The following is a 13,465-nucleotide window of genomic DNA, read 5'->3' on the forward strand; positions in this document are numbered from 1 at the left end:
GCCGTTCCCTTGCCTGATTGCGGCGGCACCGTCGGCATCATATGCGCGCTCCGATCATGGTGCTGCAAGCGTCCAATGCCCCTCTCCCCGACGGGAGAGGGGAAGTCCTCCGGGGGGAGGATCATGGTGCCAGGAAGACGCTGTCGTGCCGGGCCGGCTGGCCGGCGCCGCTGTCGGGCGTCAGGACGACGGTCACCGGGGTCGAGGAGTCCGGCAGGGCGGAGTGCGGCACGCGGACCTGGATGCGATAGGTTTCCACCGCGTTGGCGCGGGCCGACAGCGACAGCTCGCCGGTCTCGCTGCCGTCGCCGGACAGGCTGAGGCGCGCCTGCGGAAGGCCGGACAGGCTGAGGCGGTAGTGGCGATCCGTCAGCGACATGTTGGCGATCTTGATGGTGTAGGCGTTCTGGATGCGGCCGTCGCTGAGCGTGACGAACAGCGGCGCCCGGTCGCGCAGGACGGAGACATCGTTGCTGGACTTCATCGCCAGCGCAATCGCCATCACCCCGCCGACCACGACCAGCATCAGGCCGTAGACGATGGTGCGCGGCCGGATCAGCCGGTAGCGGGCCGGCGGGGTGCCGGCCGCCTTCGCCGCCTGTGCCGTCAGGGTGTCGAATCGGATCAGGTCGCCGGGCCGGCCGATGCGCGCCATCACGTCGTTGCAGGCATCGACGCACAGGCCGCAGCCGATGCATTCCATCTGGATGCCGTCGCGGATGTCGATGCCGGTCGGGCAGACATGGACGCATTGGCCGCAGTCGATGCAGTCGCCGAACCCCTTGTGGGTGCGGGTGTCCCAGCCCTCGCTCTTGCGCAGTGGCGCCCGGCCTTCGCCGCGCCAGTCCTGATAGGTGACGACCTGGCTTTCCTCGTCCAGCATGGCGGCCTGGATGCGCGGCCAGGGGCAGACGTAGAAGCACATCTGTTCACGCATGAAGCCGGCCATGGCATAGGTGCAGGCGGCGATGAACAGGACGGAGCCGGCGGCGAGCGCCGAGGCGTCGAAGCGCAGCAGATCGGCCGCCAGGGATGGCGCGTCGGTCAGGTAGGCGATGCCGAGGAAGCCGGTAACCAGCGAGATCGCCAGCCAGCCCGCATGCTTGACCGTCTTCTTCGCCAGCCAGCCGGCGGTCCAGGGGTGCTTGTCCAGCCGGATTCGGTCGCCGCGGTCGCCTTCCACCCGCCGTTCGACCCAGACGAACAGGTCGGTCCACACCGTCTGCGGGCAGGTGAAGCCGCACCAGACCCGGCCGCCCAGCGCCGTCGCCAGGAACAGGCCGATGGATGCGATGATCATCACGCCGGTGATGTAATAGACATGCTGCGGCCAAAGCTGCAGGGCGAAGATGTAGAAGCGCTGGCTGCCCAGATCGAACAGCACCGCCTGATCGGGCAACCCCGGCCCGCGGTCCCAGCGCAGCCAGGGCAGGATGGCGAACAGCGCCAGCAGGACCACGCCCAGCCATGTCTTCAGCCGCCGGTATCGCCCGCGCACCGCCTTGGGATGGATCTTGCGGTGGGAGGCATAGGCAGACGGCGGGTCCGGAGTGTCCGCCGCATGGTCGGGGCGGCGGGTGATGATGGGCGCATCGCTGGGCATGGATCACCTGGCACGAAGAAGCCGTCCGGGCGCCCGTCCATGCTCTAAGGCGTATGGAGAAGCGGCCATCCGGCGATGGTGTTTGTATGGATCACTTGTACGGATACGGCAAGGCGATTGTAGGGCGGACTAGGCCCTTGAAGCCGTTGTGCGGCGGTGTGTCGCATCTTTGTATGGATTTCTTTCCGAGGTATCCATACATTCTGGCGACTTGCACGAAGCGCATCCGGAGTCCCGGCATGCCAGCTTTCCACCGGCCGCCATTGCCGGATGGAAATAACACCGCACATTGTCGTCGACCGGAGACGACCATGTGGCAGGCCCTCTTGAGCGGAAAGCAGAACGACAGGACAGCGAAAATGGACAGCGGAAACCCGTGCATCGGCCTCTGCCGCTTCGGCGGCGACGGCAACTGCCTGGGCTGCCATCGCACCAAGGCGGAGGTGAAGGGGTGGAAGCGGCTGGGCAACGCGGCCAAGGCGGCGATCAATGCCAGGATCGCGGCCAACTCCCGGCGGGGCATCGAAGCCGGACCGGCCGAGGAAAAGGTGCCGCGCAAGCGGCTGCGCAAGCTCGACAGGAAGATCGGCAAGCTGGAGGCGAAACTCGCCCTGTTGCGGGAGGAGCGCGGCCAGCTGGTCGACCGCCCTGGTCAGACGCCCGAAAGCTCTAGGTAGAATTCGGCCGTTCCGCCTAGCGGGATGCCACGCTCAAGACTGCTATAAAGCTCGTTCGTGAAGACACTGAACAGAGCACCCAAGCGTCGATGCCATGGCCAGCCCTCCGTCGTAAAAGCCGGTGCGAAAGGACCGGGGGAACCGGCGGTCCCGCCCGCAGGCTGGGCGCCCTCCTGACGGCGTCGCTGGCCCTGGCCCCGCATGCGGCACCGGCCCAGACGGTCGAGGATTCGTCGACCCTGTCGCTCGAGGAACTGGGGACGATCAAGGTCACCTCCATTTCCAAGCGTCCGGAGCGGTTGAGCGACGCGGCGGCGGCGGTCTATGTCATCACGGCGGAGGACATCCGGCGCTCCGGCGCCACCAGCCTGCCCGAAGCGCTGCGGCTGGCCCCTAATCTGGAGGTCGCCCGGCTGAACACCGCCGGCTACAGCGTCAGCGCGCGCGGTTTCAACTCGCCGGAAGCCGCCAACAAGCTTCAGGTGATGGTCGACGGCCGCAGCGTCTATTCGCCGGTCGCCTCCACCGTCTTCTGGGAAGCGATCAACGTCCCGCTGTCGGAGATCGAGCGGATCGAGGTGGTCAGCGGTCCCGGCGGCACGCTGTGGGGCGCCAACGCGGTCAACGGCGTCGTCAACGTCATCACCCGGCCCGCCGCGGACAGCCAGGGCGGTTTCGCCGAGATCGGCGCCGGCTCCGGCGAGCGGAACGGCACCCTGCGCTACGGCGTCAAGGCCGCGGATGGCGGACTGGCGTTGCGCGGCTATCTGACCGGCTTCGACCGGCGCAGCAGCTTCGCGGCGGTGCCGGGCGACTTGACCACCGATGCCTTCGACGGCTCGCAGGCCGGGTTCCGGCTGGATGGGGTCGCGGCTGGGGGTGCTGCTTCCTACACCCTGCAAGGCGATCTGTTCCACAACCATACGGAGTGGCTCGACACCTCGCTGCATGGCGGGAACCTGCTCGGGCGCTGGACGCACAGGCTGGACGACGGGTCGTCGGTGCAGCTGCAGGCCTATTACGACCAGCAGACCCGCGATTATGCGGTTGCGACCGACCGGTTGGAGACCGTCGATGTCCAGGCCCAGCACAATCTGGCGCTAGGCAGCCGGCACCAGCTGGTCTGGGGGGCGCAGTACCGTGTGTGGCAGTCGGCCTTCCGCTCACGGGTGTCCCTCGGTTTTCCGGAGGATGACGCGACGATCTCGCTGGGAAGCCTGTTCGCCCAGGACGAGGTCACGCTGGCGCCGAAGCTGAAGCTGACGGTCGGGATGAAGGCGGAATACAACAGCTATTCCGGCTTCGACATCCTGCCCAATCTGCGGCTCGCCTGGCGGCTGTCGGACGACCACATGCTGTGGACGGCGGTCAGCCGGTCGGTGCGCACGCCGTCGCGCGTCGACCGCGAGCTGTCGGGGGCGGGCATCCTGGCGCCCTCGCCCGATTTCCAGTCGGAGCGGCTGGTGGCCTATGAGGTCGGCTATCGCGGCCGGCCCGTGGCGAACAGCCGGGTGGCGCTGTCCGCCTTCTACAACGTCTATGACGACCTGCGCACCACCAGCCTGACTGACGGCGGCCTGCCGATCATGCTGCGCAACGATATGGAGGGAAACACCTACGGCATCGAAGGCTGGGGCAGCTATGGCCTGACCAGCTGGTGGACCCTGCATGCCGGGGCCAACTGGCTGCACAAGAACCTGCGGCTGAAGCCGGGGGCGAGCGACCTGTCCAACTTCCAGGCCGCCGGCCAGGATCCGGCCTATCAGCTTCAATTGCGGTCGCAGATGAACCTGACGCCGGAGGTGGAGTTCGACGCCACCCTGCGCCGGGTCGGACGGGTCGCGGTGTCGAACGTCCCGGCCTATACCGAGGCCGACCTGCATCTGGGCTGGCACGTCACCCCGTCGCTGGAGCTGTCGCTGTTCGGCCAGAATCTGCTGCATGCCCGGCATCTGGAGGCCTACGACCCGTCCAGCACCACGCCGCGCGCCATCGGGCGGAGCGTCTATGCGCGCATGCGGGCGGGGTTTTGAGCATGGAGGAACGGACCCTCCGCTGGTGCAGTCCGCTGGCGCTGAGCCTGGTGATGGTGCTTGCAGGCGCGCCGGTGTCGATCGCATCGGCAGAGCCGCTGGAGGCGGCGGTGAAGGCGACCTTCCTCTACAAATTCATCGCCTTCGTCGCCTGGCCGCCGGGCGCCTTCGCCACGGCGGACAGCCCGTTCCGCCTCTGCGTGGAAGGGCCGGACCCGTTCGGCGACTTGCTGGACCGGGCTGTCGCCGGACAGAGCGCCGGCGGACGGCCGATCCAACTGATGCGCCGGCCGCAGTTCGAAAAAGGGTCGGGCTGCCATCTGCTGTATGGGACACTGGCGATGGACCGGCTGCGCGGCGAGCCTGTTCTGACGGTCAGCGATGCCGATGCGCCGGGCGGATCGGCCGCCGGGGCGGTTATCACCTTCGTGCTGCAGGAGGACCGGGTCCGTTTCGCCATCGACGCGGCGGCGGCCCAGGGCAACCGGCTGGCGATCAGTTCCAAGCTGATGAGCCTTTCGGTGCGGCCATGAGGAAGCAGGAGAGCGGAACGTGACCGATCTGGCCGGATTCTGGCGGCACACGCCGCGTCTGACTCTGCTGGCCATGGCCGTGCTGCTGATCGCCGGCGGTCTCATGGCGGTCGCCAGCGAAACCGCCTATCGCGAAGAGAAGGTCGGCGACGTCGAGGTGCAGACCCGCATCCTGGCCATCACCACCACCGCGGCGCTGAGCTTCAACGACAGGCCGACCGCCGGTGAGTATCTGACGGCCTTGTCGGCCAGCCCCGAGTTCGAGGCCGCCGGTATCTATGACGCCGGCGGCACCCTGTTCGCCGCCTACACCGCGCCTGGAATGAAGCCGGTGCCCCCGATGGCCGAACCGCCGGGCCATCATTTCGACGACGACACCCTGACGGTCAACGTGCCGGTGATGCAGGACGGGCACCGCATCGGCAGCGTGTCCCTGCGCACGGAACTGGAGCCCTTCGCCCGTCGGGCCGAACGCTATGTCGGCATGGCACTGCTGCTGGCGATGACCCTGTTGATCGTGCTGGTGCTGGGTGCGGCCCAGGCGGCGCTGACGCGGGCGAACCATGACCTGGCGGAACGGGCGCGCGACCTGTCCGCCGCCAACAGGGCGCTGAACGCCGAAATCGCCGAGCGCGAGAGGGTTGAGGCCGCCCTGCGCCAGAGCCAGAAGATGGAGGCGATGGGCCAGCTGACCGGCGGCATCGCCCATGACTTCAACAACCTGCTCCAGGCGCTGTCCAGCTGCCTCCAGCTGGTCGGGCGGCGGGCGAAGGAGCCATCGATCCAGCCGCTGCTGGAAACCGGCCAGCAGGCCATCGACCGCGGCGCCAAGCTGGTGCAGCAGCTGATGGCCTTCGCCCGTCGCCAGACCCTGCGGCCGGAGCCGATGGATGTCCGCGACCGGCTGCTGGGCATGGCCGACCTGCTGACCCGCGCCATCCGCGCCGACATCACGCTGGAGACGCAGGTGGAGCCGGGGCTTTGGCCGGTGGAGGTCGATCCGACCCAGTTCGAGCTGGCAATCCTGAATCTCGCCGTCAATGCGCGCGATGCCATGCCCGAAGGCGGGCGGCTGCGTGTCACCGCCCGCAACCGGCCAGCCGACGGAGCCGGCGGCGACCTGGTGCAGGTGACGGTCAGCGATACCGGCACCGGGATGGAGGCGGAGGTGAAGGCCCGTGTCTTCGAACCCTTCTTCACCACCAAGGAGGTCGGCAAGGGCTCCGGGCTCGGGCTGGCGCAGGTGTATGGCTTCACCCGCCAGTCGTCGGGCCGGGTGGAGATCGACAGCGCGCCCGGCCAGGGCACTGCCGTCTCGCTGTTCCTGCCGCGGACGGTCAAGCCGGTGGCGGCACCCGCGAAGGAGCGGTCGCTGGACACCGCGCGCGGGGCCGGCCGGCGCCTGCTGCTGGTGGAGGACGACCCCATCGTCGGCAGCATGGTGGCGGCGGCACTCGACGAGATGGGCTATGCCGTTCTGCGCGCCGGCAATGCCGAGGAGGCGCTGGTGCTGTTGAGCGACCGGGCCCTGCTGATCGACATCCTGTTCAGCGACGTGGTGATGCCGGGGGCGATGAACGGCATCGATCTGGCCCACACCGCCCGGCGCCTGCGCCCCGGCCTGCCGGTGGTGCTGACCACCGGCTACAGCGAGGACATCGCCCGGACCGAAGGGGTACGGGTGCTGCCGAAACCCTACCGGGTCGGGGAGCTTGCGGAGCTGCTGGAGTCAGCGCTGGGAGCGGGCGTCAGGGTTCGCTGAGGAAGGACCGGATCGCCTCGACCACCTCCTCTTCGCATTCGCGGTGCGGGACGTGGCCGGTGTCGCGCAGCAGGCGGACGGTTCCGCGATCCGCGGCGATGCGGGCCGGATGTTCGGCCGATCCGTATTCGTCGCGGTCGCCATGCAGGGCCAGAACCGGGCAGCGGACCTTGGCCAGGGCGGCGTCCAGGGTCCAGTCGGCGAAGGCGGGGGACAGCCAGCTTTCGGTCCAGGCATCGACCGTCCAGCGCGCCTTGTCGCCCTGGTATCTCGTCAGCCGGGCCAGCTGGGCCGGGTCCTGGAAGCCCTGCTTCGCCTCGCGGATGCCGTCCAGCGTGCGCTCCTCGACGAAGGCCTGGGCTGCGATGGTCACCAGGGCGCGGCAGCGGGAGGGGAAGCGCGCCGCCGTCTCCACCGCCATGCCGCCGCCGACGCTGTGGCCGCAGACGACGAAATCGCCGATGCCGAAACGGTCGAGCAGGAGGGGAACGGTGTCCCGCGCCTCCGCGGCGACGAAATCGCGGGGCAGGGTGCCGGGATGGGGATCGGAGCGGCCGAAGCCGAGACGGTCATAGGCGATCACCCGCCTTGCGGTCGCGGCGGCAAGGCGGGGCGGGAAGCTGCGCCAGAGATCGACGCAGCCGAGCGAATCGTGGAACAGCAGGATCGGCGGCAGCCCGCCGGCCACGGCGGGCGTCCAGCCCTTCACGTAGAGGCGGCCAAGGTCTGTGGGTATCAGGCGGTCCTGCTCGTCGACGGCGCTGGTCATGGTGTCCGGTTGCTGGCGCAGTGGGATCGGACGGCAGGATAGCATGAATGGCACGCGTCAGGCCCGTGCCCGCAGATAGGGTGTCATGCGCCATTCCGCGTGCTTGATCAGGCGGGTGGCGACGAAGTTGATCAGCAGGTAGAGGATGCCGGCCACGATGAAGATCTCGAAGACCGCGAAGGTCTGGGCGATCATCCGCCGCGCGACGCCGGTGATCTCCATCATGGTGATGGTGCTGGCGAGCGAGCTGGCCTTCACCATCAAAATCACCTCGTTGCCATAGGCCGGCAACATCTGGCGGATCGCCACCGGCAGGACGATGCGGCGGAACAGCCGCACCCGCGACATGCCGCAGGCTCGTGCCGCTTCCACCTGCCCCTGCGGCACCGTCTCGATGGCGCCGCGCAAGATTTCACTGGTGTAGGCCCCGGTGTTGAGCGCCAGCGCCAGGATGGCGCACCACATCGGCTGGCTGAGGACGGGCCAGAGGAAACTGTCGCGGATGAGGTCGATCTGGCTGAGGCCGTAATAGATCAGGAAGATCTGCACCAGCAGCGGCGTGCCGCGGAAAATGAAGGTGTAGGCCGAGGTCAGCGCCACCGCCACCCGGTTGCCGGACAGGCGCAGGAGCGCGGTGGCGAATGCCAGAACGGCCCCGAAGGCGAGCGCCATCGCCACCAGCTGCAAGGTCAGGGGCAGGGCCGCCAGAAGGCGCGGCAGGCTGTCCCACATCAAGGTCCAGTTCATCGTCAGGCCCTCCGCACGCCGCGGCTGGCATAGCGCTCGGCCTGCTGGAACGCCGTCGTCGAGACGGTGGTCAGCGCAAGGTACAGCAGCGCGGCGACGCTGTAGAACAGGAAGGATTGCCGGGTGGAGCCGGCGGCGGTGTGGGCGACGCGCATGATCTCGGCCAGGGCGGTGACGGAGATGAGGGCGGTGTCCTTCAGCGTCAGCTGCCAGACATTGCCCAGGCCGGGCAGGGCGAAGCGCAGGGTCTGCGGCACCAGAACCCGTCGCAGGATGCGCCAGCGCCCCATGCCGCAAGCCCGCGCCGCCTCGATCTGGCCGTAGGGCACCGATTTGACGGCGCCGCGGATGACCTCGGTCGAATAGGCGCCGGAGATCAGGCCGACGGCGGCGACGCCGATGGAAAAGGCGTTCAGCTCGATGAGGCCACCATAGCCGAAGATTCCGGCCACCGCCATGATCATGCCCGAACCGCCGAAGAACAGCAGGTAGATCACCAGCAGTTCGGGCACGCCGCGCACGGCGGTGGTGTAAAGCTCCGCCAGACCCCTCAACACCAGGCTGTCGCTGAGCTTGGCGGCGGCGCCGGCGGCCCCGAAGGCGAGACCCAGCAGGAAAGACGACAGCGCGACCGCGATGGTCATCGCCGTCCCGGACAGGAGCTGCGGCCCCCAGCCGTGCAGCCCGGAGGTGATGAGGTCCAGCATTGCGGTCACCGCACCGAAACGTCGTAGCCGAAATGCTTCTGGCTCAGGGTCGCGATGGTGCCGTCCTTGTTGGCATCGGCGATGGCCTTGTCGAGACGGCCCTTAAGCTCGGCATCTGCCTTGCGCAGGCCGACACCCATGCCTTCGCCCAGCACGCCGCGCGTCATCGCCGGTCCGAACAGCGTCATCGTGTCGGTGCCCGCGGCGCGCATCAGCGCCTCGACCGGCGAGCGGTCGCCGAAGATCGCATCGACGCGGCCGGCGGTCAGATCGATGGCGGCGTTGTCGATCTTGTCGTAATTGCGCACGGTCACGTCCGGCAGATACTTCTCCAGGAAATCGACCTGGATGGTGGAAGTCTGGACGCCGACCGTCTTGCCCTTCAGCAGCTCCGTCAGCTTGGCGACCGCCGGCTTGGCAGCCGCCTCGTCGGCGAGGTCGACACGCTCTGCGCCGACGCCGGCCCCGGCCAGCTTGGAGGATTTCAGGGTGGCGAAGGTGGATTGCTCGGTGCCGTAGGGGCCGGCGAAGGCGATGACCTTCTTGCGCTCGTCGGTGATGGTCATGCCGGCCATGATGGCGTCGATCTTGCCCTGCTGCAGCGACGGGATCATGCCGTCCCAATCCATGGCGACCAGCTCGCAATCGGCTTCGATGCGCTTGCACAGGTCCCAGGCGAGGTCGATCTCGAAGCCGACCAGCTTGCCCGACGAATCCATGCCGTTCCACGGCGCGAAGGCGCCTTCGGACGCGATGCGGATCTTCTTTGCATCCTTCGCCATCGCCGGAACGGCGCTGCCGGCGGCCAGGGCGCCCAGCACCAGGGCCAAAAGGATCTTCTTCATTGGTTGGTATCCTGTGTTCGTTTGTCCGCTCGGGTCCGGCTCTTGCGATCCGTGCCGGCCGCGGAACGGCGGACTTTGGCACAGGCGTCCGTCGGCCGTCATCGTCGCGAAAGCCGGCAAGCCTGCGCTTGTGTGGCGCACCCCCCTTGGGAGGGAGATGCGAGGCCGCTCAGGCGGCGGAGAGGCGGCGGGAGAGGAACTGGCGCCCGCGGTCGGATTCGGGGCTGGTCAGCACCCTGTCGGGCGCCCCTTCCTCCTCGATCCGGCCCTGGTGGAGGAAGACGACCTTGGACGAGACCTCGCGGGCGAAGTCCATCTCGTGCGTCACCAGGATCATGGTGCGGCCTTCATCCGCCAGCTGGCGGATGACGCGCAGCACCTCGCCGACCAGTTCGGGATCGAGCGCCGAGGTCGGCTCGTCGAACAGCATCACCTTGGGCTGCATGGCGAGGGCGCGGGCGATGGCGGCGCGCTGCTGCTGGCCGCCCGACAGCTGGATCGGATAGCAATCGGCCTTGCCCAGGATGCCGACCTTGTCCAGCAGGCTGCGTGCGAGGTCGATCGCCTCGCCCTTCGGCACACCCAACACATGGACCGGTGCCTCGATCACGTTTTCCAGAATGGTCATGTGGCTCCAGAGGTTGAAGCTCTGGAACACCATGCCGAGGCTGGTGCGGATGCGGTCGACCTGACGGGAATTGGCCGGCAGGGTCCGCCCGCGCGCCGTCTTCATGGCGATGGTCTCGCCGCAGATGGTGACGCGCCCTTCATCGGGGACTTCCAGCATGTTGATGCAGCGCAACAGCGTGCTCTTGCCGGACCCAGAGGAGCCGATCAGCGTGACGACATCGCCTTCGCGGGCGGTAAGCGACACGCCCTTCAAGACCTCCAACGATCCGAACCGCTTGTGGATGCCGTCCGCCTGGACGGCGACCGTGGCGGCGGGGTTGGAGGGAGGGTGGCGGTGTGCCGGACCGTCCCGGTCGACGCTGGCGATAGGATCGATGGCGATGCGATGCTGGTCCATGCGGCGTCCTGGTTTCGTTGGTGACGCGGAGCATCAGCGAAGCGGACGGCAGCGGGAAGAGGAAAAAGTGACAGAAGACTCGGCCAAACCTGCCAGAATGGAAGCTTGGACTGCGCGGATTGGCAAGTTGCGGGTGGCCTACAGCCGGGCGCGGGTGCTGCGCGGGGTGTTCAGCAGAAGGTTGGTTTCGCTGGTGGTGATGCCGGGGATGAGCCGAATGCGGCGCAGCACCCCGTCGAATTCCGGCAGGCTGCCGGCCGACAGCTCGACGATCAGGTCCCAGCGCCCGTTGGTGCTGTGGATCTCCATGATCTCGGGGAAGCCGCTGAGCGTGCGGACGACCCGGTCGGTGGCCTGCCCCTCCACCTCGATCAGCATGATGCCGCGCACCGGCGCCTCCACCGTGTCGGCGCGCAGGATCACGGTGTAGCCGGTGATGATGCCGGAGCTTTCCAGCCGCTCCATCCGCGAGCGCACCGTCGCCCGCGAGACGCCGAGTTCGATGGCGAGGTCGGAAATGCTGCGGCGGCCGTCATGGCGCAGCAGGGTGATGAGCTTCTCGTCGAGCTGGTCGAGCGTCATGGTTGAGCCACTCCGACATTCTGGCAAGCTTGGCTGTCCAGTTTGGTAGGCGGATTGGCGACAATTGTCAAATTGCCCTGTCCGTTCCGCCGGAAGCCTGTGGTTTGCTGGTGAGAGGAACAGGCAAGAGACCAAACAATGTCCTACCACAAGACCAAAACGAAGCAGTGCCGGCTGGTCGGCGTGCCGGTGCAGGATGGGGCGGGCCGGCTTGGCTGCGAAATGGGACCCAGCGCCTACCGCACCGCCGGCATCGCCAAGGCGCTGTCGGACCTGGGCCACAGCGTGACCGACCTGGGCAACGTGGCGCCGCTGCCGCAGCGGCCGCTGGCCCATGGCAACGCCGCGCTGAAATTCCTGCCGGAAGTGGCCGGCTGGACCGCGGCGCTGACCCAGGTTGCGTACGAGGCGAGCGCCGGGCAGGACGCCATGCCGATCTTCCTGGGCGGCGACCACAGCCTTGCCGCTGGCACCCTGACCGGGCTGGCGCAGCGCGCCGCCGAGATGCGACGCCCGCTGTTCGTGCTGTGGCTGGACGCGCACCCGGATTTCCACACGCTGGAGACGACGGAGAGCGGCAACCTGCATGGCGTGCCGATGGCCTACGCCACCGGGTTGGCCGGCTTCGACGGGTATTTCCCGCCGCCGCCAGCGCGGCTCGACCCGCACAATGTCTGCATGATGGGCATCCGCAGCGTCGATCCGGCCGAACGGCGGGCGCTGGAGACCTCGGGCATCACCGTCCACGACATGCGCAAGATCGACGAGCACGGCATCGTCGCCCTGCTGCGCCCGTTCCTGGAGCGGGTGGTTGAGGCCGACGGGCTGCTGCATGTCAGCCTGGATGTCGATTTCCTCGATCCCGGCATCGCACCCGGCGTCGGCACCACGGTTCCCGGCGGCGCCACCTTCCGCGAGGCGCACCTGATCATGGAGATGCTGCACGACACCGGTCTGGTCAGCAGCGTCGATCTGGTCGAGCTGAACCCCTTCCTGGACGAGCGCGGTCGCACCGCGACCCTGATGGTGGAGCTGCTGGCGAGCCTGATGGGGCGCCGCGTTCTCGACTACCCCACCCGCAGCTTCTGAGCGAATGGAGCGTTTGACCATGATCCCGAACCTGAACCTCGTTCCCTTCGTCAGCGTCGACCACATGATGAAGCTGGTGCTGCACATCGGCGTGGAGCGCTTCCTGACCGAGCTGTCGGCCTATGTGGAGGAGGATTTCCGCCGCTGGGAGAGCTTCGACAAGACGCCGCGGGTGGCTTCGCACAGCGCGGAAGGCGTGATCGAACTGATGCCGACCAGCGATGGCCGCACCTATGGCTTCAAGTATGTCAACGGCCATCCCAAGAACACGCGGGAGGGGCGGCAGACCGTGACCGCCTTCGGCGTGCTGGCCGATGTCGGCAACGGCTATCCGGTGCTGATGACGGAGATGACCATCCTGACGGCGTTGCGCACCGCCGCGACCTCCGCCGTGGCGGCAAAGCATCTGGCGCCGAAGGATGCCAACTGTATGGCGATCATCGGCAACGGGGCGCAGGCGGAGTTCCAGGCGTTGGCCTTCAAGGCGCTGCTGGGGATCCGGAAACTGCGGCTCTATGACATCGATCCCGTCGCGACGCAGAAATGCGTGCGCAACCTGCGCGACCAGGGCTTCGAGATCACCGCCTGCACGTCGACCGAGGAGGCGGTGGAGGGCGCGCAGATCATCACCACCGTCACCGCCGACAAGCAGTATGCCACCATCCTGACCGACAACATGGTCGGGGCCGGGGTGCACATCAACGCGGTCGGCGGCGACTGCCCTGGCAAGACGGAGCTGCACCGCGACATCCTGCTGCGCTCGGACATCTTCGTCGAATATCCGCCGCAGACGCGGATCGAGGGCGAAATCCAGCAGCTTGCCCCCGACCATCCGGTGACGGAGCTGTGGACGGTGATGACCGGTCAGGCGGTGGGGCGGCGCGACGCGCGGCAGATCACCCTGTTCGATTCGGTGGGCTTCGCGACGGAGGACTTTTCCGCCCTGCGCTATGTCCGCGACAAGGTGGCAGGGACCGGATTCTACGAGAATCTGGATATGCTGGCCGATCCCGACGAGCCGCGCGACCTGTTCGGCATGATCCTGCGCGCGGCGAAGCCGGCCCCGGTGGGCGAGGCGGCGTAGGGAAGAC

At 67.8% G+C, this 13,465-nt stretch carries 13 protein-coding genes; 6 read left to right on the plus strand and 7 right to left on the minus strand.

The annotated features are described in order from the left end of the window. Window positions 1-121: 121 nt before the first annotated feature. The gene (ccoG, locus tag ACWPN8_RS18675; RefSeq protein WP_492241772.1) at window positions 122-1,603 is read right to left on the minus strand and encodes a cytochrome c oxidase accessory protein CcoG; all 1,482 of its coding nucleotides are present in this window, start codon (window positions 1,601-1,603) and stop codon (window positions 122-124) included. A 359-nt stretch (window positions 1,604-1,962) separates the two neighbouring features. Here ccoG and ACWPN8_RS18680 point away from each other — a divergent pair, with 359 nt between their 5' ends. The 4 genes from ACWPN8_RS18680 to ACWPN8_RS18695 all read left to right on the plus strand — a co-directional run bounded on the left by ACWPN8_RS18680 (window position 1,963) and on the right by ACWPN8_RS18695 (window position 6,608). Further along, window positions 1,963-2,280 carry a DUF1289 domain-containing protein gene (locus ACWPN8_RS18680; RefSeq protein WP_109447979.1) on the plus strand — a complete coding sequence of 106 codons (318 nt, stop codon included), beginning with the start codon at window positions 1,963-1,965 and terminating at the stop codon, window positions 2,278-2,280. An 89-nt stretch (window positions 2,281-2,369) separates the two neighbouring features. Continuing rightward, on the plus strand, window positions 2,370-4,313 hold the full coding sequence (locus ACWPN8_RS18685; protein WP_492241773.1) for a TOL_0244 family TonB-dependent receptor: 1,944 nt from the start codon (window positions 2,370-2,372) through the stop codon (window positions 4,311-4,313). Window positions 4,314-4,315: 2 nt separating this feature from the next. Continuing rightward, window positions 4,316-4,846 carry a YfiR family protein gene (locus ACWPN8_RS18690; protein ID WP_109447975.1) on the plus strand — a complete coding sequence of 177 codons (531 nt, stop codon included), beginning with the start codon at window positions 4,316-4,318 and terminating at the stop codon, window positions 4,844-4,846. Window positions 4,847-4,865: 19 nt separating this feature from the next. Beyond that, a complete protein-coding gene (locus ACWPN8_RS18695; protein WP_492241774.1) occupies window positions 4,866-6,608 on the plus strand; it encodes an ATP-binding protein in 1,743 nt (580 codons plus the stop codon). Here ACWPN8_RS18695 and ACWPN8_RS18700 read toward each other — a convergent pair. The 6 genes from ACWPN8_RS18700 to ACWPN8_RS18725 all read right to left on the minus strand — a co-directional run bounded on the left by ACWPN8_RS18700 (window position 6,595) and on the right by ACWPN8_RS18725 (window position 11,285). Next, complete coding sequence (locus tag ACWPN8_RS18700; RefSeq protein WP_492241775.1) at window positions 6,595-7,377, minus strand: alpha/beta fold hydrolase; 783 nt, start codon at window positions 7,375-7,377, stop codon at window positions 6,595-6,597. The genes ACWPN8_RS18695 and ACWPN8_RS18700 overlap by 14 nt on opposite strands. 57 nt (window positions 7,378-7,434) lie before the next feature. Next, entirely contained in the window at window positions 7,435-8,124 is a 690-nt protein-coding gene (locus ACWPN8_RS18705; protein ID WP_492241776.1) for an ABC transporter permease, read from the minus strand. Window positions 8,125-8,126: 2 nt separating this feature from the next. After that, on the minus strand, window positions 8,127-8,831 hold the full coding sequence (locus tag ACWPN8_RS18710) for an ABC transporter permease (protein ID WP_492241777.1): 705 nt from the start codon (window positions 8,829-8,831) through the stop codon (window positions 8,127-8,129). A gap of 5 nt (window positions 8,832-8,836) precedes the next feature. After that, window positions 8,837-9,676 (minus strand): transporter substrate-binding domain-containing protein, encoded by an 840-nt coding sequence (locus tag ACWPN8_RS18715; RefSeq protein WP_492241778.1) that lies wholly within the window; start codon window positions 9,674-9,676, stop codon window positions 8,837-8,839. Between the two features lie 169 nt (window positions 9,677-9,845). Then, the gene (locus ACWPN8_RS18720; RefSeq protein ID WP_492241779.1) at window positions 9,846-10,703 is read right to left on the minus strand and encodes an ABC transporter ATP-binding protein; all 858 of its coding nucleotides are present in this window, start codon (window positions 10,701-10,703) and stop codon (window positions 9,846-9,848) included. A 138-nt stretch (window positions 10,704-10,841) separates the two neighbouring features. Next, window positions 10,842-11,285 carry an Lrp/AsnC family transcriptional regulator gene (locus ACWPN8_RS18725; protein ID WP_098736358.1) on the minus strand — a complete coding sequence of 148 codons (444 nt, stop codon included), beginning with the start codon at window positions 11,283-11,285 and terminating at the stop codon, window positions 10,842-10,844. Window positions 11,286-11,423: 138 nt separating this feature from the next. On the opposite strand from ACWPN8_RS18725, the gene rocF reads away from it, so the two are divergent. Both rocF and ocd read left to right on the plus strand, forming a co-directional pair. Further along, window positions 11,424-12,374 (plus strand): arginase, encoded by a 951-nt coding sequence (gene rocF / locus ACWPN8_RS18730; RefSeq protein ID WP_492241780.1) that lies wholly within the window; start codon window positions 11,424-11,426, stop codon window positions 12,372-12,374. Between the two features lie 19 nt (window positions 12,375-12,393). Continuing rightward, on the plus strand, window positions 12,394-13,458 hold the full coding sequence (gene ocd / locus ACWPN8_RS18735; RefSeq protein ID WP_492241781.1) for an ornithine cyclodeaminase: 1,065 nt from the start codon (window positions 12,394-12,396) through the stop codon (window positions 13,456-13,458). The last annotated feature ends 7 nt before the right edge of the window (window positions 13,459-13,465 follow it).

The sequence above is a fragment of the Azospirillum sp. UENF 112521 genome, from assembly GCF_058780665.1.